The sequence below is a fragment of the Streptomyces sp. V3I7 genome (assembly GCF_030817495.1).
Classification (GTDB): Bacteria; Actinomycetota; Actinomycetes; order Streptomycetales; family Streptomycetaceae; genus Streptomyces.
Map to the genome: position 1 here is coordinate 1,047,438 of NZ_JAUSZK010000001.1, position 20,648 is coordinate 1,068,085.

The 20,648-nt window shown below is 72.3% G+C and carries 18 protein-coding genes and 2 pseudogenes; 3 read left to right on the plus strand and 17 right to left on the minus strand.

What is annotated here, in order from left to right; translation table 11 throughout:
• Window position 1 precedes the first annotated feature (1 nt).
• From QFZ74_RS04975 to QFZ74_RS04985, 3 genes are read right to left on the minus strand one after another with little or no spacing between them, the layout of a single operon-like run.
• Window positions 2-820 (minus strand): ABC transporter permease, encoded by an 819-nt coding sequence (locus tag QFZ74_RS04975; protein WP_307619556.1) that lies wholly within the window; start codon window positions 818-820, stop codon window positions 2-4.
• Complete coding sequence (locus tag QFZ74_RS04980) at window positions 805-1,704, minus strand: ABC transporter permease subunit (RefSeq protein ID WP_307619557.1); 900 nt, start codon at window positions 1,702-1,704, stop codon at window positions 805-807. The genes QFZ74_RS04975 and QFZ74_RS04980 overlap by 16 nt, the downstream gene beginning before the upstream one ends.
• Window positions 1,701-2,858, minus strand: coding sequence for an ABC transporter substrate-binding protein (locus tag QFZ74_RS04985; RefSeq protein WP_307619558.1), 1,158 nt, complete (start codon window positions 2,856-2,858; stop codon window positions 1,701-1,703). The genes QFZ74_RS04980 and QFZ74_RS04985 overlap by 4 nt, the downstream gene beginning before the upstream one ends.
• 231 nt (window positions 2,859-3,089) lie before the next feature.
• Here QFZ74_RS04985 and QFZ74_RS04990 point away from each other — a divergent pair, with 231 nt between their 5' ends.
• Window positions 3,090-3,830: a GntR family transcriptional regulator gene (locus QFZ74_RS04990; protein WP_307619559.1), complete on the plus strand. Its 741-nt coding sequence runs from the start codon at window positions 3,090-3,092 to the stop codon at window positions 3,828-3,830.
• A gap of 355 nt (window positions 3,831-4,185) precedes the next feature.
• Here the strand turns inward: QFZ74_RS04990 and QFZ74_RS04995 are convergent, their stop codons facing one another.
• From QFZ74_RS04995 to QFZ74_RS05015, 5 genes are all read right to left on the minus strand, one after another.
• On the minus strand, window positions 4,186-5,415 hold the full coding sequence (locus tag QFZ74_RS04995; RefSeq protein ID WP_307619560.1) for an IS701 family transposase: 1,230 nt from the start codon (window positions 5,413-5,415) through the stop codon (window positions 4,186-4,188).
• A gap of 68 nt (window positions 5,416-5,483) precedes the next feature.
• Window positions 5,484-5,936 (minus strand): Lrp/AsnC family transcriptional regulator, encoded by a 453-nt coding sequence (locus QFZ74_RS05000; RefSeq protein WP_307619561.1) that lies wholly within the window; start codon window positions 5,934-5,936, stop codon window positions 5,484-5,486.
• Between the two features lie 117 nt (window positions 5,937-6,053).
• A complete protein-coding gene (locus QFZ74_RS05005; protein ID WP_307619562.1) occupies window positions 6,054-7,496 on the minus strand; it encodes a GuaB1 family IMP dehydrogenase-related protein in 1,443 nt (480 codons plus the stop codon).
• 229 nt (window positions 7,497-7,725) lie between these two features.
• Window positions 7,726-8,070: a barstar family protein gene (locus QFZ74_RS05010; protein WP_307619563.1), complete on the minus strand. Its 345-nt coding sequence runs from the start codon at window positions 8,068-8,070 to the stop codon at window positions 7,726-7,728.
• On the minus strand, window positions 8,067-8,492 hold the full coding sequence (locus QFZ74_RS05015; RefSeq protein WP_307619564.1) for a ribonuclease domain-containing protein: 426 nt from the start codon (window positions 8,490-8,492) through the stop codon (window positions 8,067-8,069). The genes QFZ74_RS05010 and QFZ74_RS05015 overlap by 4 nt, the downstream gene beginning before the upstream one ends.
• 93 nt (window positions 8,493-8,585) lie before the next feature.
• On the opposite strand from QFZ74_RS05015, the pseudogene QFZ74_RS05020 reads away from it, so the two are divergent.
• A pseudogene (locus QFZ74_RS05020) lies at window positions 8,586-8,711 on the plus strand (alpha/beta hydrolase); the annotation flags it as partial.
• Window positions 8,712-9,133: 422 nt separating this feature from the next.
• On the opposite strand, the gene QFZ74_RS05025 reads toward QFZ74_RS05020, so the two are convergent.
• The 4 genes from QFZ74_RS05025 to fmt all read right to left on the minus strand — a co-directional run bounded on the left by QFZ74_RS05025 (window position 9,134) and on the right by fmt (window position 13,593).
• Window positions 9,134-10,174, minus strand: a complete 1,041-nt coding sequence (locus QFZ74_RS05025; RefSeq protein WP_307619565.1) for a sugar-binding transcriptional regulator — start codon at window positions 10,172-10,174, stop codon at window positions 9,134-9,136.
• A gap of 78 nt (window positions 10,175-10,252) precedes the next feature.
• Complete coding sequence (gene rpe / locus QFZ74_RS05030) at window positions 10,253-10,939, minus strand: ribulose-phosphate 3-epimerase (protein WP_307619566.1); 687 nt, start codon at window positions 10,937-10,939, stop codon at window positions 10,253-10,255.
• Between the two features lie 139 nt (window positions 10,940-11,078).
• Window positions 11,079-12,506 (minus strand): RsmB/NOP family class I SAM-dependent RNA methyltransferase, encoded by a 1,428-nt coding sequence (locus QFZ74_RS05035; RefSeq protein ID WP_307619567.1) that lies wholly within the window; start codon window positions 12,504-12,506, stop codon window positions 11,079-11,081.
• A gap of 154 nt (window positions 12,507-12,660) precedes the next feature.
• Window positions 12,661-13,593 carry a methionyl-tRNA formyltransferase gene (gene fmt, locus QFZ74_RS05040; protein ID WP_307619568.1) on the minus strand — a complete coding sequence of 311 codons (933 nt, stop codon included), beginning with the start codon at window positions 13,591-13,593 and terminating at the stop codon, window positions 12,661-12,663.
• Window positions 13,594-13,833: 240 nt separating this feature from the next.
• Between fmt and QFZ74_RS05045 the strand changes: the two genes are divergently transcribed.
• Window positions 13,834-14,382: a hypothetical protein gene (locus QFZ74_RS05045; protein WP_307619569.1), complete on the plus strand. Its 549-nt coding sequence runs from the start codon at window positions 13,834-13,836 to the stop codon at window positions 14,380-14,382.
• A 320-nt stretch (window positions 14,383-14,702) separates the two neighbouring features.
• On the opposite strand, the gene QFZ74_RS05050 is transcribed toward QFZ74_RS05045, so the two are convergent.
• From QFZ74_RS05050 to gmk, 5 genes and pseudogenes are all read right to left on the minus strand, one after another.
• Entirely contained in the window at window positions 14,703-16,850 is a 2,148-nt protein-coding gene (locus QFZ74_RS05050; RefSeq protein WP_307619570.1) for a primosomal protein N', read from the minus strand.
• Between the two features lie 121 nt (window positions 16,851-16,971).
• A pseudogene (metK, locus tag QFZ74_RS05055) lies at window positions 16,972-18,182 on the minus strand (methionine adenosyltransferase).
• 241 nt (window positions 18,183-18,423) lie between these two features.
• Window positions 18,424-19,626, minus strand: a complete 1,203-nt coding sequence (gene coaBC, locus QFZ74_RS05060; protein WP_307619571.1) for a bifunctional phosphopantothenoylcysteine decarboxylase/phosphopantothenate--cysteine ligase CoaBC — start codon at window positions 19,624-19,626, stop codon at window positions 18,424-18,426.
• Between the two features lie 108 nt (window positions 19,627-19,734).
• On the minus strand, window positions 19,735-20,007 hold the full coding sequence (gene rpoZ, locus QFZ74_RS05065; protein WP_039649019.1) for a DNA-directed RNA polymerase subunit omega: 273 nt from the start codon (window positions 20,005-20,007) through the stop codon (window positions 19,735-19,737).
• 38 nt (window positions 20,008-20,045) lie between these two features.
• A complete protein-coding gene (gene gmk / locus QFZ74_RS05070) occupies window positions 20,046-20,618 on the minus strand; it encodes a guanylate kinase (protein WP_307619572.1) in 573 nt (190 codons plus the stop codon).
• Between the last annotated feature and the right edge of the window lie 30 nt (window positions 20,619-20,648).

Genomic DNA, 20,648 nt, shown 5'->3' on the forward strand with positions numbered 1-20,648 from the left:
TTCATCCCCGGGACGAATCGATACGGGTACGCCCACCGGCACCGGCGAGCGTGAGGAGCAGGGCCCAGGTGACGAGCAGGCTGAGCACGGACACGGCGACGGACATCTGGGCCTCGGCGCCGCCGACATCGGCGATCCACACGGCGAACGGCTGGAAGCCCAGCAGTTGGGCGACGGTGAACTCGCCGAGCACCAGCGCCAGCGTGAGGAAGGACGCGTTCAGCAGCGCCCCGCGCAGGTTGGGCAGGACGGCCCGCAGCAGGGCCTGCGGCCAGGAGGCGCCGCAGCTGCGGGCGGCCTCGACGAGCGTACGTACGTCGATCGAGCACAGCCCCGAGTCCAGCGCCCGGTACACGAAGGGCAGCGCCATCACGACGTACGCGAGGACGAGCACGATCGGGAAGGCGGGGTTCTGCAGGGCCACGAACGTCTGGAACAGCGGCGTGGCGGACAGATAGTCCGGGCCCCACTTCAGGACGGTGACGATCCCGGCGACGAACGCGATGGGCGGCACGACCAGCGGCAGCGAGCACACCACCTCCACCACCGGCCGCAGCCGGGGCGCGCCGAGCCGCAGCGCGACCACGGCGGGCACCGTCAGCAGCAGCACGCCGCCGATGGTGGCGGCGGCCAGCTCCAGCGAGAGCAGCAGGCTGGGCAGGAAGCCGTCGGCCGAGAGGATCCGGGTGTAGGCGTCGAAGCTGACGCCCGGCCCGGGCGCGTCCAGGGTGAAGACCACGGACGCGGCCAGCGGCACGAGGAAGTACAGCGCGGCCAGGCCGAGTACGGCCCACCGCCAGGGGGTCAGGCGTCCAGCCATCGGGCGCTCCGTCGTTGCAGGGGCAGGTACACGGCCATGACCAGGCCCGCGACCAGGACCATGTCGAGGCTGAGGGCGAGCGCCACGTTCTCCTGGCCGACCAGCACGTTGCCGGACAGGGCGTCGGCGATCTGCAGGGTGACCAGCGGGACCGCGCTGCCCACCATGGCGGCGGCCGTGGCGTAGGCGGCGAAGGCGCTGCCGAACAGCAGGACCAGGCCGCCGAGCAGGGACGGCGCGAGCACGGGCAGGGCCACGTGCCGCCAGTACTGCACACCTGTGGCGCCGTTGTTCCGGGCGGCCTCGCGCCACGGCCCGCGCAGGCCGTCGAGGGCCGGGGTGATGGTGAGGACCATCAGCGGGATCAGGAAGTACAGGTAGACGATCACCAGGCCCCAGAAGCTGTACAGGTCCCAGCCCTTCTCCGCGAGCCCGAAGTGCCGCGTCAGCACACCGGCGTTGCCCAGCGTCGCGACGAAGGCGAAGGCCAGCGGGACACCGCCGAAGTTGGCGAGGACACCGGAGGCGGTGAGCACGGCCTCGCGCAGCGCCCGCGAGCGGGAGCTGACGACGGCCTGCGCGAGCGGCAGCCCGAGCACGGCCGCGAGGGCGGCGGAGATCGCGGACAGCTTGACGCTGCCCATCAGGGCGGTGAGGTACGGCCTCTGCAGCGAGGCGGTCAGATTCTGCGCGGTGTACGAAGTGGCCCCACTGACCTGGTCCTTGACCGTGAAGGCGCCGTCGATCACGGCCAGCGCGGGCACGCCGAAGGCGACCGCGGTGAACACGAGCAGCGGCACGACGGCCGGCCAGCCGGGGGCGCGGCGCCGGCGCTTCGCCGAAGCGGCCGGCGCCACGTCCGCGCGCGGGAGAGCGGCCGTCATCCGGAGACGGCCTTCGCCCAGCCCTGCGTGACGACCGTCTTGGCCTTGTTCTGCTGGGCCTCGGTCGGGAAGGAGGGCGCGCCGGAGACCTTCGGGAGCTTGGCGGCGGCCGTCTTGTCGAGGCTGCCGTCCTTCTCCATGGCGGGCATCAGGACCGGACGGGCGGACCCCTTCAGCCACAGGTTCTGGCCCTCGGCGCTGTAGAGGTACTCCTGCCACAGCCGGGCGGCCGCCGGGTGCGGGGCGCCCTTGGTGATGGCCTGGGAGTAGAAGTTCGCGTACGTGCCGTCGCCCGGCACGCTGACCTTCCAGTCGAGGCCCTTGGACCTGAACTCCTCGGCGTAACCGGCGTTGACGTAGTCCCAGTCGACGGTGATGGGCGTCTCGCCCTTCTCGACGGTGGCCGGGGTCGCCTCGACGGGCGTGTAGTTGCCGCTCTTCTTCAGCTTGGCGAAGAAGTCGAGGCCGGGCTGGACGTCGTCGAACGAGCCGCCGTTGGCGAGCGCGGCCGCGTACACGCCGGCGAAGGCCGCACCGGCCTTGGTCGGGTTGCCGTTGAGCGCGACCTGGCCCTTGTACTGCGGCTTGAGGAGGTCGTGGAAGGTCTTCGGGCACTCCTTGACCTTCTCGGCGTCGCAGCCGAGGGAGATGTAGCCGCCGTAGTCGTTGTACCAGCGGGCCTGCGCGTCCTTCTGCGCGGCCGGGATCTCGTCGTACGAGGCGACCTTGTACGGCGCGAGCAGGCCCTGCTGGGCGGCGCTGAGCGCGAAGGAGCTGCCGAGGTCGAGGACGTCCGGCAGCCGGTCCTGGCCCTTGCGGGAGGTCACGGCGTTGATCTCGTCCTGGCTGGAGCCGTCGGGGCTCTCGACCTGGACCTTGATGCCGTACTTCTTCTGGAAGCCGTCGATGAGAGCGCCGTAGTTGGCCCAGTCGCGGGGCAGCGCGATGGCATGCAGCGTGCCCTCCTTCTTGGCCGCCTTCACGAGGGCGTCCATGCCGCCGAAGTCGGCGGCGGAGGCGGCGGTGGCGGCCTTGCCGCCGGCGGCGGCGGTCGACGTGTTGCCGGGGGCCGCGCCACAGGCGCTCAGGGCGAGCACGGCGACGACGGCGAGGGAGCCGCCGAGGACGGCGGTTCTCGACAGGGACACGGTCACGGTCTCTCCAGGAGTACGCACGAGGGTGGGGTGGCACGAGAAGCGTGCAGAACTTGTCTGAACAAGTTGACCCCAGTACGCACGCCGAGGGTGTCCTCTTCATGAACACCGGTGAAACCCGGACCCCTGTTTTCCTGCACGGTCAGGATGGCCGCCACACGGACACGGGGCGCCCGGAAACGTCGATTAGGCTGCTGATGCTGTGGACAGTGACCTGGTCAGAGGGGAAGCATGACGGCGCGACACGAGGAGATCGCCGACGCGCTGCGACGCGCGATAGACGGCGAGGAGTACACAGTCGGCAGCCGGCTGCCCTCCGAGGCCGAACTCGCCGCGCGGTACGGCGTCTCACGCGGCACCGTGCGCCAGGCCGTCGCGGCCCTCGACGCCGAGGGGCTCATCGGCTCACGCCAGGGGGCCCGCCGCGTGGTCCTGGCCAGCCGCCGCAGCCAGAGCTTCGCGGAGCTGCGCAGCTTCGCCCAGTGGGCCCGGGCGATGGGCCGCGAGGCGACCGGACACGTGGTGGAGCAGGAGCGCCGCCCGGCGACGAAGGAGGATTCCGTACGCCTCCAACTCGACGCCGGGGCACCGGTGTTGCACGTGCTGCGCGTGCGCGGCCTGGACGGCGAACCGGTGCTCCTGGAGCGGACCGTGTACGCCGGCTGGATCGCCTCGGCGGTCGAGGCGATCGAGCCCGAGTGCCCCTCCGTCACGCAGCGGCTCTACGAGGACACCGGCCTGGTCTTCGCCTACGGCGAGCACGTCATCGACGCGGTCGCTGCGGGCGCCCAGGACGCCGGCCTGCTGGGCGTCCGCCGTACGAGCCCCCTGCTGCGGGTCCGCAGAGTGACCACGACACGCGAAGGGCGCCCGGTGGAGTGGTCGGACGACCGCTACCGCTCGGACGCCGTGAGCTTCAGCGTGCACAACTCGATCGGGAACAACGCGCTGGCGCGCAAGACGGCGGAGTAGGACTAGGGTCTGTCGTTTGGATCAGGCCGGCTGTGAGGTGCGGTACTTCTCGACCGACCCCGAGCGGGGTCTGGTGCGTGCAGCTGCAAGGCGGAGGAGGGCGTCAACGCGATGGGGGTCCCCCCGCGCGAGCGGAGCCGAGCGTGGGGGAGTTGGCAACCGACGACAACGCGGCAGATGTGCGTGCCAGGCCCCGCGACGCCGGGATGATCCAAACGACAGGCCCTAGTAGTGCTTCGTTAGGTTCTGCTTCTGTCTCTGCGGCTGTTTCTTGGCAGGGTTCGGCCGCAGGTGGTGCAGGTGCCGGTCCAGCACTTCAGCAGGTCCTGGAGTGTGTCGAGGACCTGGTAGAGGGTCAGGCCGGCGTCTGGGCTTTTGGGTCGAGCCGCCTGAGGGTGAGGAAGGCCTGGGCTGCGGTGACGAGGGTGACGTGGTGGTGCCAGCCGCGCCAGGTGCGGCCCTCGAAGTGGTCCAGGCCCAGGCCATGCTTGAGTTCGCGGTAGTCGTGCTCGATCCGCCAGCGCATCTTCGCCCACCGCACCAGGTCGGCGATCGGGGTGCTGGCGGGCAGGTTGCTCATCCAGTAGCCGGTCGGCTCCGACGCGTCTTCGGGCTGCTCGACAAGCAGGGTCCGCAGCGGCAGCACTCCGTCCCAGCGGCTGCGTCCGCCAGCCTGTTCCTGCGCGGTGCGGGTGGCTTCCTTTCCCGACGGCCGCACTTTCAGCATGGCGAAACGCGAGGTCATCGCGCCTTTGCTGCCCTGCCGCCATGTGACCTCCTCGAAGCGGGTACCGGCGTCGATGAGGTCGGGCAGGGGCCGGGCAGGCCCGCGGTAACGGGGCAGGGTGGGCGGCCCCAGCCCGCCATAGGCAGGCTGAGACGGCTCAGCCGTCGCAGGCCGAGCGATCTCCTTGGGATCCACCGCCATCACGTAGGACCAGCCGCGTTCCTCCAGCGCGAGCCGGAAGGAGACGCTGCGGCCATAGCCTGCGTCCGCCACGATCACCGGCACCACCAGCCCCTGGCCGGCGAGCCGGTCCAGCAGGCCGAGTGCCAGACGTGTCTTGGACGCGTGCTCGACCTCGTCGGGCACCCCGGCCCGTCGGCGCCGCAGCTGGTCCCCCGCCCATTCCTCGGGCAGGAACAACTCCCACTCCAGCGGGCACGAGGCGGTGTCGGTGGCCGCGTGGACACTGACCGCGACCTGGCAGTTGGCCCGCTTGCCCAACGCTCCGCAGTACTGCCGGGCCACCCCGACCGACGCGGTGCCGCACTTGGGAAACGACACGTCGTCGACCACCCACACATCGGGAGCGATCACCTTGCACAGCCGCTCGGCGATCCGCCGCCGCACCGGCGACCACTCCCACGGCGATTGGTTCACGAACTGCTGCAGGGCCTGCATGTTCCCGTCCGGCAGCCGTTCCGCCATCGGCTGGACCGACTTCCGGCGGCCGTCCAGCATCAGACCCCGCAGATAACACTCGCCCCAGCGGCGTTGATCCCGCCGCGGCACCGACCCGAACACATCGGCGACGAACTCCGCTAACTCACCCCGGAGCCGTTCCACTTCCCTCAACCTCATACCGGAAAGGCTGCCCACCACCAGACGAGATCACCCGACGTAACGAAGCACTACTAGGGGGACGTCGGTCAGCCCGGTGCGCCCGAGGAGAACCGGCGCAGCAGTGGCGAGAGCACCAGCACCGACTTGGTCCGCTCGACGAACGGCTCCCCGGCGATCCGCTCCAGCACCCGCTCGAAGTGGCGCATGTCGGAGGCGAAGACCTGGACGACCGCGTCCGCGTCCCCGGTGACGGTCGACGCGGCCACCACCTCCTGGTAGCGCTCCAGGCCCCGCTGGATGGTCTCGGGCGAGGTGTTGCTCCGGCAGTAGATCTCGATGAAGCCCTCGGTCTCCCAGCCGAGGGCCGCCGGGTCCACCCGGACGGTGAACCCGGTGATGGCACCGGTGGCACGCAGCCGGTCCACGCGCCGCTTCACGGCGGGCGCGGACAGCCCGACGACCTGCCCGATGTCCGCGTAGGAGCGACGCGCGTCCTCGGCGAGGGCGTGCACGATGCGTTCGTCGAGATCGTTCAGCACTGCTGGCGGTTCACTTCTTCGGATCGGTCGTGTCTGGGCGGGCACGGAGGGCGGCGAGGGCCGGATACGCAGGAGAAGTAGATCACGGCCCCGACCGCCCTCCGGACTGCGACGACGTCAGCTCCAGCTGGCGTGCAGCGGCTGGCCCTCGGCGTAGCCGGCCGCGCTCTGGATGCCCACGATGGCCTTCTCGGCGAACTCCTCCAGCGAGGCGGCACCGGCGTAGGTGCAGGAGGAACGGACGCCCGCGATGACCGAGTCGATCAGGTCCTCGACGCCCGGGCGAATCTGGTCGAGGAACATGCGGGAGGTCGAGATGCCCTCCTCGAACAGCGCCTTGCGGGCACGGTCGTACGACGACTCCTCCGAGGTGCGGTTGCGCACCGCGCGCGCGGAGGCCATGCCGAAGGACTCCTTGTAGGGGCGTCCGTCGGCGTCGTGCTGGAGGTCGCCCGGCGACTCGTACGTGCCCGCGAACCAGGAGCCGACCATCACGTTGGAGGCACCGGCGGCCAGCGCCATCGCGACGTCGCGCGGGTGGCGCACACCGCCGTCGGCCCACACGTGCTTGCCGTGCTTCCTCGCCTCGGCGGCGCACTCCATGACCGCGGAGAACTGCGGCCGGCCGACACCGGTCATCATCCGGGTCGTGCACATCGCGCCCGGTCCGACACCGACCTTGATGATGTCCGCGCCCGCGTCGACGAGGTCCTTGACGCCCTCGGCGGAGACGATGTTGCCCGCGACGATCGGGATCTGCGGGTCGAGCGCCCGCACCGTCCTGATCGCGCTGATCATCGACTCCTGGTGGCCGTGGGCGGTGTCGATGACGAGTGTGTCGACGCCCGCGTCGAGCAGCTGCTTGGCCTTGCCGGCCACGTCGCCGTTGATGCCGACGGCGGCGGCGATGCGCAGCTTGCCGTTCGCGTCGGTCGCCGGGGTGTACAGCGTGGCGCGCAGGGCGCCCTTGCGGGTGAGGATGCCCGCGAGGCGGCCGTCCTGGTCGACGGCGGGGGCGTAGCGCCGGTTGTGCGCGTCGAGGGTGTTGAAGGCCTCGCGGGGGTCGATGTCGGCGTCCAGCAGGAGCAGGTCGCGGGACATGACCTCGGCGAGCTGCGTGAAGCGGTCGACGCCGGTCAGGTCCCGGTCGGTGACGACGCCGACGGGGCGGCCGTCCTCGTCCACGACGACACCGGCGTTGTGGGCGCGCTTGGGCAGCAGGGACAGCGCGTCGGCGACGGTCTGGTGCGGGGCGAGCACGATCGGGGTGTCGAGCACCAGGTGACGGCTCTTCACCCACGTGACGACATCCGTGACGACGTCGATCGGGATGTCCTGCGGGATCACCACGAGGCCGCCGCGCCGGGCGACCGTCTCGGCCATGCGCCGCCCCGCGATGGCGGTCATGTTCGCGACCACCAGCGGGATCGTGGTGCCCGTGCCGTCCGGGGAACTGAGGTCCACATCCTGACGCGATCCGACCGCGGAGCGGCTCGGGACCATGAAGACGTCGTCGTACGTCAGGTCGTACGGGGGCTGGATGTCATTGAGGAAACGCACGTGCCGCACATCCCAGTCGATCAGAGGTGACCCCCGGGCAGGTCCGCCAGGGGGAAAAGCACGTACTTCATTGTCCCATGGCGGCCGGTGTGCGATGCCGGGACGAATCCTCCAGGCGGGAGGGCGGCGGGCTGGTGGGATCCTCCGAGAGCCTCCTCGCGGGAGCGGCCGTACGCGCTCACGCGGACGGTTCGCTCACGCGGGAGGCTCGGTCACGCGGAAGGCTCGGTCACGCGATGGCGAGGACGACCGCCAGCGTCGAGTCGTACTCCTGCTGGCGCCCTGCCATCGACTCCAGCGCCTGCTGGGCGTTCTCCCACTCCTGGGGTTGCGCCTTGGCGAAGTCGCGCCAGCCGATCACGACCATCAGCCGGCCCGCCGTGGCCGGTCCCCAGCCGATGTCGCCGCAGGCGTCGACGAACGCGTCCCAGTTGCGCCCGAAGTCCTTTGGCAGGTCGAGGGCGGTCGTGGCGCGGTCCATGAAGCTTTCCTTGTCCGTCACGCCGGCGAGGTCGAGCGGGATGACCTTCCAGCCGGCCGAACGGACGGCCTCGGCGAGGGTTGCGTGAGTCATTTCAGCACCGCCTTGAACGAGTTGTAGTGATCGTCGGTGTAGTAGAGCTCCCCGCCCTGCCCGGTGACGAGGCGCCGGGCTCCCCGGTCGGACTCACCGGGGGTTCTGACCGTGTACTCGTGGTAGTAGCCGCGCGGATGCCGCGGCAGGTGCCGCTCGAAGTTCCCGAACACGGCACCGTCGGCGGCGTACGGGAAGGGCCCGCCGCGGTCGATGAGGGCGAGCGTGTGCCGCGCCTCGGCCGGGAGCCGGGCCACGGCGACGGTCTGCATTCCGCCGGCCCAGGAGGGGGCGGACGTGGCAGCCGCCGACTTGGGCGACGTCGTCGCCGTACCCGTAGAGGAGCACCCCGCCAGCAGGACCAGCACCCCACAGCACAGGACCAGACCGGCGAGCACACGGGCCCGCCACCGGAACAACATGCTGCCGATGCTGTCACGCCGCCCCCGGCCCGGCGCGCTGTCGGGCGCCGTACGGGTCGGGGCGGGGACGGGGCTGACGGGCTCGGTGGTCGCCGGCCTTCGACCTTCGTCCCGCCCCCCGGCGCGCGTGCCTACTCCCTGCGCACCGCGCGCGGTGAGTTCGCCGTCGTCGACGCTCCCGCGGCCCCCGGGGTCGAGCCCAGGGGCGTCGCGCTGCTGCGGCATCGAGGAGCGGACTTCGCCGACGACTCGCCCCGGCGCTGAACACCGGTCTCTTCGAGTTCGCCCTCGCGTGGATCGACGGAGCTACGTTCCACCCCGATCCCCGCCGCCGCCCGGTGCCACGGGACTGCTGCCGTCATGGTCGCTCGTCCTCCCGCCGGATCCCCGCGCCCGAGGTCTGGGCCCCACGGCCGGGACTTCGTCACCGTCCGAGCCCCGTCGGCAGTCCCGGCCCGTCAACCAGCTTCAGTGGCTGACCGGGGCCGGCCCGGCGTCGACGCGACGACGCCCCGCCGTCGGTGGCCGGGGCCCCCGGCCGAGACGCCTCGACCGGCCCGCAATCAACCCGAGACCCGAGACTCCCCCAAGGCCGCCCACTCACCGGCCCGCAGCGACAGCCCCGAGCCCTCAGCCCACCTTCAGCTGTCCGGGTCCGACCGGCTCAGCGCCGGGCGGGGCTTCGTGCCTGCTGTGAGGAGGTAGTCCGCGGCCGATGTGTCGGTCACCAGGCTGGTGACCAGGCCGGAGCGCAGGACCGCGTCGATGGCGGCGGCCTTGCGCTGGCCGCCGGCGATGGCGACGACCTCGGGGATACGGCGGAGCTGGTCGGCCTTGACCGTGATGCAGCGCTCGCCCAGGTCCCGCCCGACCCGGCGGCCCTCGCCGTCGAAGAGGTGCGCGGACATCTCCGCGGCGACGCCGAGCGAGGCGTAGTGCGCCCGCTCCTCGTCGCTGAGCATGTCGTGCACCGTCGAGATGCCCGGCTCCCAGGAACCGATGGACACGCAGGCGACCGTGACCTTGTCGAAGTACTCGAAGGCCCGGGCGAGACCGGTCTGGTTGCGCAGGGCGGCCGCGGTGGCCGCGTCCGGCAGCAGCATCGGCGCGTAGATCGGGTGCGCGTCGCCGCCGGACACCTGGGCGGCGCGGCGCACGGCCTCGACGGAGCCGCGTTCGGCGGTCCCGGCGTCGTACACGCCCGTCAGCTGCACGACCGTGCACGGCGGCAGCCGGTCGAGGGCCGCGGCCATGTGGATGGTGGACCGGCCCCAGGCCAGCCCGAGCACATCGCCCTCGCTGACCAGCTCGCCGAGCAGATCGGCGGCCACCTCGCCGAGGTTCTCGGGGTCGGGGGTCTCCTCCGCCTCGGCCGGGGACTCGACCACGACGGCGTGCCTCAGGCCGTAGCGGGCGCGCAGCGCGTCGGAGCGCTCGGCGTCCAGCTCGGCCGGGACGCGGATCTCGATACGTACGAGATCCCGTTCGAGAGCCGTCTCCAGCACCCGGGCCACCTTGAAGCGGCTGACGCCGAACTCCTCCGCGATCTGGATCTTGGACTTGCCCTCGAGGTAGAAGCGGCGGGCCATGGCCGCCGCCTGCACCAGCTCGGCGGGTCCCATCCGCATGGCTGACCGGCCCGCCGACATACCCGACACGGCGATCTCCTCACTGCTGTTCACACTCTGGATTCGCCGTTCATCCTTGCAGATCCGGCGTACTCGATCTGCCGTGATGGGCGCCGTTCACGTACCTGTGGCTCAGTGGCCGCATGCCCAGGAGGACTGAGCCATGGCCGCCTCCGCCTGAGCGCGCAGCGTTCGTACCGCTTCGGACGGATCCTGCGCCCCGTACACCGCCGAACCGGCCACGAAGACATCCGCTCCCGCCTCCGCGCACCGCTCGATGGTGGACGCGGACACGCCTCCGTCGACCTGGAGCCAGAGCTGGAGGCCGTGCTTGTCGATCAGCTCACGGGTGCGGCGGATCTTCGGCAGCATGATGTCGAGGAACGACTGCCCACCGAAGCCCGGCTCAACCGTCATGATCAGCAGCATGTCGAGCTCGGGGAGCAGCTCCTCGTACGGCTCGATGGCCGTGGCCGGCTTCAGCGCCATGGAGGCGCGGGCGCCCTTGGCCCGGATCTCGCGCGCGAGCCGGATCGGGGCGTGCGCCGCCTCGACGTGGAAGGTCACGGAGGAGGCCCCGGCCTCGACGTACTGGGGAGCCCAGCGGTCGGGGTCCTCGATCATCAGGTGGCAGTCCAGCGGGATGTCCGTGGCCCGGGCCAGCGACTCCACGACGGGCGCGCCGAGCGTCAGGTTAGGGACGAAGTGGTTGTCCATGACGTCGACGTGGAGCCAGTCGGCTCCCTCGACCGCCTTCGCGTCGTCCGCGAGACGGGCGAAGTCGGCTGACAGGATGCTGGGGTTGATCTGCGCGGCCATGCCCCAAGCCTGCCATGCCCCTCCGGGGGGAGTCTCGGCAGGGCTGGGGTGGGCTGGGGCTGTGCGTGAGCTGCGGGCCGGGGGGGGCTGGTCGCGCCGTTCCCCGCGCCCCTTACGTGGGTTGCCCCGGCTCTCTGTTTCAGCCCGTTCTGCGGATCAGGGCCAGGTACATGGCGTCCGTCCCGTGCATGTGGGGCCACAGCTGTACGTCGGGGCCGTCGCCCAGGGCGGGTACGCCCGGGAGGAGGGGACGGGCGTCGATCAGTTCGGCGTCCGGGTACTGCTTGAGCACGTCGCTGACGACCGCGCGGGTCTCGGCGAGGTGCGGCGAGCAGGTGGCGTAGCCGACGACGCCGCCGACGCGCACGGAGTCGAGCGCGGTGCGCAGCAGCGAGCGCTGGAGCGGCGCGAAGCTCTCCAGGTCCTGCGGGCGCCGCCGCCAGCGCGCCTCGGGGCGTCGGCGCAGGGCGCCGAGTCCGGTGCACGGCACGTCCATCAGCACGCGGTCGAAGGTGCCGGGACGCCACGGCGGCCGGGTGCCGTCGGCGGCGATGACCTGGTACGGCCCCGGGTTGCCGGCCAGGGCCTTGGCCACCAGGCCGGCCCGGTGCGGCTGCTTCTCGGAGGCGAGCAGCGTGGCCCCGCGCTCGGCGGCGAGGGCGCCGAGCAGCGCCGCCTTGCCGCCCGGCCCGGCGCAGCCGTCGAGCCACTTCTCGTCGGGCCCGTCGATCGGGGCGGCCGCGAGCGCGAGGGCGACCAGCTGGCTGCCCTCGTCCTGCACACCGGCCCGGCCCTCGCGGACGGCCTCGATGAGGCCCGGTTCGCCGCCTTCGGTGAGCCGGACGGCGTACGGCGACCAGCGCCCCTCCACCGCGGCCTCCTCGCGGAGCAGCTCCTCGGTGGTGGCCCGGCCCGGCCGGGCGACGAGGGTGACCTCGGGCCGCTCGTTGTCGGCCTCCAGCAGGTCCTCGATCCCGGCGCGCGGGCCGCCGAGGGAGTCCCACAGCGCGGAGACGACCCAGCGGGGGTGCGAGTGCACGACGGCGAGGTGCTCCTCGGGGTCGTCGGCGTACGGCGGCGCGACCTTCTCCAGCCAGCCGTCGAGGTCGTCCTGGGCGACCTTGCGCAGCACGGCGTTGACGAACTTGGCCCGTCCGTCGCCGAGGACGACGCGCGCGAGCTCGACGGAGGCGGACACGGCGGCGTGCGTCGGGATGCGCGTCCCGAGCAGCTGGTGCACACCGAGGCTCAGCACGTCGAGGACCGGCGGGTCGACCTCGCGGAGCGGGCGGTCGACACAGGCGGCGATGACGGCGTCGTACGTCCCCTGCCGCCGCAGCGTGCCGTACACCAGCTCGGTGGCGAGGGCGGCGTCCCTGGCGTCGAACTTCTCGGGTCCCTCCTTCTCGCGCGCCTTGCGCAGCAGCGGGGGCAGCACGAGGTTGGCGTAGGCGTCCCGCTCGTCGACGGCACGCAGCGCCTCGAAGGCGAGCATGCGGACGGGGTCCTTCTGGGGACGGCGGTAGGGCTTGGCGGGCTTACGGGGCCGCCGGGACTGCTCGCTCACGAAAAGGTGCTCCGGGTGTGGGAAGGGTGCGGTCCCAGCCTACGTCGCCGACGGCGGCACACCACCAGCGCGTACGCCGACAGCCGCACCACCGGCGCGCACGCCGAACCGCGGCAGGGGGACGCGGGTCCCCGAGCGGTGGTCGGCGCCGGGTTCACTCTCCGAGCGTCTCCTCGGCGGCGATGCGGACGCCGCGCGCCCAGTCCGCCGCCCGCATCGGCTTCTTGCCCTGGGCCTGGACCCACAACAGCTCGACGGCGAACGAACCGGTGCCCACGTGCACGCTGTTCTTGCCGACGGCCATCCGGCCGGGGGCGAGGTCCGTCCGCTCCGGCGCGGGCACGATCTGGATGAGCTTGAGCCGCTCGCCGCGGAAGGTGGTCCAGGCGCCGGGGGCCGGGGTGCAGCCGCGGACGACGCGGTCGACCCGGAGGGCGGGGGCGGACCAGTCGACCCGGGCGTCCTCGACGGTGATCTTCGGCGCGAGGGTGATGCCGTCGGTCGGCTGCGGTACGGCCTTCAGCGTGCCGTCCTCGATGCCGTCCATGGTCGCGGCGAGCAGTCCGGCGCCGGCGAACGCGAGCCGGGTGAGCAGGTCGCCGCTGGTGTCGGCGGGCCGGATCTCCTCGGTGACGGTGCCGAAGACGGGCCCGGAGTCCAGCCCCTCCTCGATCAGGAAGGTCGAGGCCCCGGTGATCTCGTCGCCCGCCATGAGCGAGTGCTGCACGGGCGCGGCGCCGCGCCAGGCGGGCAGCAGCGAGAAGTGCAGGTTGACCCAGCCGTGGGCCGGGATGTCCAGGGCCACGCGCGGCAGCAGCGCGCCGTAGGCGACGACCGGGCAGCAGTCGGGCGCGATCTCCTTCAGCCGCTCCAGGAACTCCGGGTCGCGCGGCTTGGCGGGCCTGAGCACCTCGATGCCGGCCTCCGCCGCCCGCTCGGCCACGGGAGACGCGACCAGCCTGCGCCCGCGCCCGGCCGGTGCGTCGGGCCGCGTGACGACGGCGGCCACCTCGTGCCGACCGGAGTCGATGAGAGCGTCCAGGGCGGGAACGGCGACCTCGGGGGTACCGGCGAAGACAAGCTTCATGGGCGAGTTGGAACCTCTCGGACAGGGGGCACGGCAGCACACCAGTCTATGACCACCGCCAGGCACCCACGGATATCTGGAAACAGGTGGTGTGCGGGCGGCGGAACCGGCGTACGCATATGCCCACACGCCCCCACACCGTGACCAGCGGAGCGCAAACGCGTTGGTCAAGAAAGAGTTGACACCACGGGCCGCCCCAGCGGCCCGATTCCTTTCAACGCCGGTTCGAGAGGCTTGTTCATGGCCGACCACGCAACCCACGACGCCCAGGCCCGGGCGAGCCTGCACTTGCTGGTGCGGGACATCGAGCGGGTCCGTCGACAGGTGGACGCATTGCGCACGCTCACCGCCCAGTTGGGCAACGTCTACCGCCCGCGCCGCTCCGGCCCCTCGACGGGCTTCGTCGTCTACGGACGAGCCCCCGCTCCGACGGTCCGCCTCGCCCAGGAGCTCCGGGACAGCGTCGAGACGCTGGTCACCGCCGCCGTTGACTTCGACCGCTCGCTCGGCTTCTCGTGGGACGCGGTGGGCTCCGCGCTCGGCGTCACCAAGCAGGCGGTGCACCGCCGTTACGGCGCACGCCGTGCCGCGGCGGCGACCCAGGCGGCGGCCGAGCCCGAGCACGCGACGGAGGCGGCGGCCACGCGCACCATCAACGTCAACACCGGTCTTCCGGCTATGCCGACGGTCCCCGCCGCCCGCTCCATGCCGACGCAGCCGACCGCGGGCAGCCCCACGCTCCGCGAAGAGGTACGCCCCACGGCCTTCCCCGGCCCGCGCAACGGCTGACCGACCTCCACCCCTCGCCGCCCTCCCGGAAACCCCGCGCCCGGGAGGGCAGCCGCATACACGGACGGTGAGAAGCCGTCAGCGGTACGCCGAAGCCGGCTGCCGGGCAAGTCCCGGTGCCGGGCCCCCGTTCGCCCGATGAGGGGTGCGCCCCACGGCCTTCCCCGCCGGCCCGCGCAACGGCTGACCGACCTCCACCCCTCGCCGCCCTCCCGGAAACCCCGCGCCCGGGAGGGCAGCCGCATACACGGACGGTGCGGAGCCGTCAGCCACGCGCGGAAGCCGGCGCTGCGGACAAGCCCCGGTGCCGGGGCCGTCGTTCACCCGATGTCCGCCGGGTCGATCCGCACCCGTACCGGCTCCGCGCTCCCCCGCGCCATCCGCGCGGCCTGTGCCGCCTTCAGCGCGGAGGTGAGCGCGGCCCCGCTTCCGGGCGGCACGCGGACCAGGGCCCGCTCCCAGTGCTCCCCGGGCGGCGCCGCTCCGGGGCGCCGGGGCTGCCCGGCCATCGTGACCGGCATCGGTACGGGCCCCAACACCTCGGCGTCCGGCGGCAGTTCGACGGCGTGCAGGAACTCCGTCACGGCCTGCGGGGTGCCCGACACCGCCGCCATCCGGGACACCGGCGGAAATCCCAGCTCGGCGCGCTCGGCCAGTTCGCGCACCGCGTGCCCGACGGGGTCCCACCGCACCAGCGCCTGCACGGGCCGCAGGGTCGGCTCGGCGACGACGACCACCGTGCCGCCCTCCGTCTGCGGCCGCACCAGCGCGGACGCGGCTATCCAGCGGCGCAGCGCGTCCTCGCCGGCCCGCAGATCCGGTCGGCCGAGCATCGCCCAGCCGTCCAGCAGCAGGGCCGCCGCATAGCCGCCCTCGGCGACGGGCTCGGCGCCCGGTGTGCTCACGACCAGGGCGGGGGCGTCCGGCACGGTGTCCAGCACATGCTCGCGGCCGGAGGTCCGCACCGGTACGGCCGGGAAGGCGCGCCCCAGTTCCTCGGCCGTCCGCCGGGCGCCCACCACCTGGGCGCGCAGCCGGAACGAGCCGCACTCCGGACAGTGCCAGGAGTTCTCCTCGTGCCCGCACCAGTCGCAGCGCAGGGATCCCGCGTCCCGCGCCTGGAGCGGCCCGGCGCAGTGCCGGCAGCGGGCGGGCGCGCGGCACTGCGCGCAGGCCATGCGCGGCACGTATCCGCGCCGGGGCACCTGCACCAGCACCGGCCCGTGCTTCAGCCCCTCGCGGACCGCCTGCCAGGCGAGGGTCGGCAGCCGGGCGGCCCGCGCCGCCTCGTCCCGCGCGAGGTCGGCGTCGCCGACGGTCCGCACGAGCGGCGCGGCCCGTCGCACCTGCTCGCGCCCGGCGACCAGCGGCCGCGCCCAGCCGCTCTCCACGAGCTGCGCGGCCTCGACGGTGCAGCTCCAACCGCCCAGCAGGAAACCGCACTTGTCCAGCGCGGCGCGCAGCAGCAGCACGTCCCGGGCGTGCGGCTGCGGTGCGTGCTGCTCGCTGTGACTGTCGTCGCCGTCGTCCCAGATGGCGACCAGCCCGAGGTCCCGTACCGGCGCGAACATGGCGGCCCGCGTGCCGACGACGGCCCGTACGGACCCTCGTCGCACGGCGAGCCACTGCGCGTACCGCTTCTCGGGTCCCGCGTCGGCGGTCAGCAGCGCGTGCCGTCCCTCGCCGATCAGAGCGGTCAGCGCGGCGTCGACCCGGGCCGCGGCCCGGCCGTCCGGTACGACGACCAGCGCGCCGCGTCCCGAGGCGAGCGTGGCGGCGACGGCCCGGGCGAGTTCCTCGCTCCACTGCGGTCCGGGCAGCGCGCTCCACACGGCGCGGGGCGTCCCGCCCGAGGCCAGGGACTCGACGAAGCCGGCGCCCTGCTCGTAGCGGGCCCACGATCCCGCGGCGGGCGCCGGGGGCGGCGGCAGTGGTTCGGGCGACGGGCGCTTCTCGGCCCGGGCGCTGCGCGGCGGCACCGCGAGCTGGAGCACGTCGGCGAGACTGCCCGCGTACCGGTCGGCGACGGCCCGCGCGAGCCGGAGCAGTTCCTCGTTCAGGACCGGCTCGGGCGACACGACCTGCGCCAGCGCGGCGAGCGGCCCCGCGTAGTCGGACTCGGCCCGCCGCTCGATGAGGAACCCGTCCACGAGCCCGCCGCCCTCGCGGCGGCCGTCCCGCACCCGGTGCCGCCCGGCCCCGAAGCGCACCCGCACCCTGACCCCGGGCTGCGCCTCGGCGTCCAGCTCCTCGGGCACGGCGTAGTCGAAGTACCGGTCGAGATGGAGCACGCCCTTGTCGACGAGCACGCGCGCGACGGGCAGCTCCTTGGCCAGTTCGGCCCCCCGCCAGGTCCGCGGCTTGGCCCGCGGCACCTTCGCCTCGCGCACGCTCTCGCGGATGAGCGCGAGCTGCTCCGGCGGCGCCCCGTCGGCCCCGCGGTCCCCCTGCCCGTTCTCGCTGCTCACGCTTGCATTCTTACCAAACGTCACTGACAACCGCGTTCGGGCACCGGTCCCGCTCCCCCGCACACGCCGAGGCCCGGCCTCCGCGAAGGGAGACCGGGCCTCGGTGCGAAGCTGCGCGGACCTACAGGCCTGCGGCGGCGCGCAGCGCGTCCACGCGGTCCGTGCGCTCCCACGTGAAGTCGGGGATCTCGCGGCCGAAGTGGCCGTACGCCGCGGTCTGCGCGTAGATCGGGCGGAGCAGGTCGAGGTCGCGGATGATGGCGGCCGGGCGGAGGTCGAAGACCTCGTCGATCGCCTTCTCGATCTTCTCGGTCTCGACCTTGTTGGTGCCGAACGTCTCGACGAACAGGCCGACCGGCTCGGCCTTGCCGATCGCGTAGGCGACCTGGACCTCGCAGCGCGCGGCGAGGCCCGCGGCGACGACGTTCTTGGCGACCCAGCGCATGGCGTACGCGGCCGAGCGGTCCACCTTGGACGGGTCCTTGCCCGAGAAGGCGCCGCCACCGTGGCGGGCCATGCCGCCGTACGTGTCGATGATGATCTTGCGGCCGGTCAGGCCGGCGTCGCCCATCGGGCCGCCGATCTCGAAGCGGCCGGTCGGGTTGACCAGGAGGCGGTAGCCCTCGGTCTCCAGCTTGATGCCCTCGTCCAGGAGCGCCTTCAGCTCGGGCTCGACGACGAACTCGCGGATGTCGGGGGCCAGCAGCGACTCCAGGTCGATGTCGCTGGCGTGCTGCGAGGAGACGACCACGGTGTCGAGGCGGACGGCCTTGTCACCGTCGTACTCGATGGTGACCTGGGTCTTGCCGTCGGGGCGCAGGTAGGGGATCGTCCCGTTCTTGCGGACCTCGGAGAGGCGCTGCGAGAGGCGGTGCGCGAGGAAGATCGGCAGCGGCATCAGCGTCGGCGTCTCGTCCGTCGCGTAGCCGAACATCAGGCCCTGGTCGCCCGCGCCCTGCCGGTCCAGCTCGTCCTCGTCGCCCTCGACCCGGGTCTCGTACGCCGTGTCGACGCCCTGGGCGATGTCGGGGGACTGCGCACCGATGGACACCGAGACGCCGCAGGAGGCGCCGTCGAAGCCCTTCTTCGAGGAGTCGTAGCCGATCTCGAGGATCTTGTCGCGCACGAGCTGCGCGATCGGCGCGTACGCCTTCGTCGTGACCTCGCCGGCCACGTGCACCAGGCCGGTGGTGATCAGCGTCTCCACGGCGACCCGGGAGGTCGCGGGTCTTCGCGCAGGAGCGCGTCGAGGATGGTGTCGCTGATCTGGTCAGCGATCTTGTCGGGGTGACCTTCGGTCACGGACTCCGAGGTGAACAGGCGACGGGACACAACGCTCCCTGGGGTTGCAGCGGCTGCTGGCTGATCATTGAAGGACGATTTCGGGGGCTGCGCCCGTGTCGTCCGAGAAACAGTTTATCGGTCGCGCTCGGCCGTCGGCCCCACCCGGCTCGTCTCCCGGGGGCGCTGTGACCTGCGGCACGCGCATTCTGCCCGGGCGCCGCCCCGCTTGAACAGCCCCGCCACGCGACAAAAATCACGGTCGACGGATCAGCCGAACGGCGCCATCCGGTCAGTCGAGCCGGCCCGTCACGAGGTCCCAGACGACGTCGGCGAGGGCCTCCTTGGGGCCGTGCGGCACGGGCGTCTCGCTGCCGTCGGCGCCCAGCACCACGGCCTCGTTGTCCTCGGAGCCGAAGGTCTTGCGCTCCCCCACCTCGTTCACGACGAGGAAGTCGCAGCCCTTGCGGGCCAGCTTCGCCCGCCCGTTTGCGAGGACGTCGTCCGTCTCCGCGGCGAAGCCGACGATCACCTGTCCGGGCCGCGCCCGGTCGGCCGAGATCTCCGCGAGAACGTCCGGATTCCGCACCAGAGCGACGGGCTCCGGTTCCTGACCGTCCTTCTTCTTGATTTTCCCGGCCGCGTATGCCGCCGGCCGGAAGTCGGCGACGGCGGCGGCCATGACCACCGCGTCGGCGTCCGCGGCCGCCTTCACGACCGCCTCGCGCAGCTGGACCGCCGTGCCGACCGGGACGACGTCCACGCCGGCGGGGTCCGGCAGACCGGTGTTCGCCGCGATCAATGTCACACGGGCGCCACGCGCGGCCGCCGTGCGGGCGAGGGCGTATCCCTGCTTTCCGGAGGAGCGGTTGCCGAGGAAGCGGACCGGGTCGAGGGGCTCGCGGGTGCCGCCGGCGGTGACGACGACGTGCCGCCCCTTCAGGTCGGGCTCGGCGACGCCCCGGGCCAGCACCCGGCGGCACACCTCGAATATCTCGACCGGGTCGGGCAGGCGGCCCTTGCCGGTGTCGACGCCGGTCAGCCGCCCGACCGCCGGTTCGATGACGACGGCGCCGCGGCGGCGCAGCGTCGCCACGTTCTCCTGGGTGGCCGGGTGCTCCCACATCTCGGTGTGCATCGCCGGGGCGAAGACGACCGGACATCGGGCCGTCAGGAGCGTGTTGGTGAGCAGGTCGTCGGCGAGGCCGTGGGCGGCCTTGGCGAGCATGTCGGCGGTCGCCGGTGCCACGACCACCAGGTCGGCGTGCTGGCCGATGCGGACGTGCGGGACCTCGTGGACGGTGTCCCAGACCTCCGTGGAGACGGGGTTGCCGGACAGCGCGGACCAGGTGGCGGCGCCGACGAAGTTCAGCGCGGATGCCGTGGGGACGACCCGTACGTCGTGGCCCGACTCCGTCAGCCTGCGCAGCAGCTCGCAGGCCTTGTACGCGGCGATGCCACCGCTGACCCCCAGAACGACCTTCGGCTTGTCCACCGTCTCTCCCCGGACTCGGTTCCCGTGCGCCTCGGACGGGCGGCACGACTCCATCACACACCACAGGCCCGGCAGCCGTGCTGCCGGGCCTGTGGAAAAGGCTTCTGCTTACTGCGCCGGACCCTCGATGGCCTCGGACGTCAGCAGACCCGCGTTGATCTCGCGCAGGGAGATCGAGAGCGGCTTCTCGTGGACGTGGGTGTCGACGAGCGGACCGACGTACTCCAGGAGACCCTCACCGAGCTGCGAGTAGTACGCGTTGATCTGGCGGGCACGCTTGGCCGCGTAGATCACGAGGCTGTACTTCGAGTCGGTGGCCTCGAGGAGCTCGTCGATCGGCGGGTTGATGATGCCCTCGGGCGCGGTGATGGAAGAGGACACGCTCTACCTTCCGAAAGATGGGAAAAAATCAGACAGGATCACACAACGTCCATCAAGGCTAGCAGCTCACGGGCCACGTCCTTGACGTCGGTGTTGACCAGGGTCTCATCGAACTCGGGCTCGGCCGCGAGTTCGATCCTGGCCGCCTCCAGGCGGCGCTCGATGACCTCGGGCGGCTCGGTGCCCCGGCCGGTGAGCCTGCGCACGAGCTCCTCCCAGGAGGGGGGAGCCAGGAACACGAGCTGGGCCTCGGACGTCGATTCCTCGGACATCGATTCACGGACCTGACGGGCCCCCTGGAGGTCGATCTCCAGGAGGACCGGCACACCGGCCTCCAGGTGCTCCTGCACGGCCGCACGCGGCGTGCCGTACCGGTTCCCGGCGAACTCGGCCCACTCCAGCAGCTCGCCGTTGGCGATCATCTTGTCCATCTCCTCGTCGGTGACGAAGAAGTAGTGGACACCGTGCTGCTCGCCGGGGCGGGGCTTACGGGTGGTGGCCGACACCGAGAGCCAGACCTCGGGGTGTTCCTTGCGCATATGGGCGACGACCGTGCTCTTGCCGACCCCCGAAGGGCCGGAGAGCACGGTCAGCCGCGGACGTTCACTCATGCAGCGATTATCCAGGATTCCCGGAGTGCC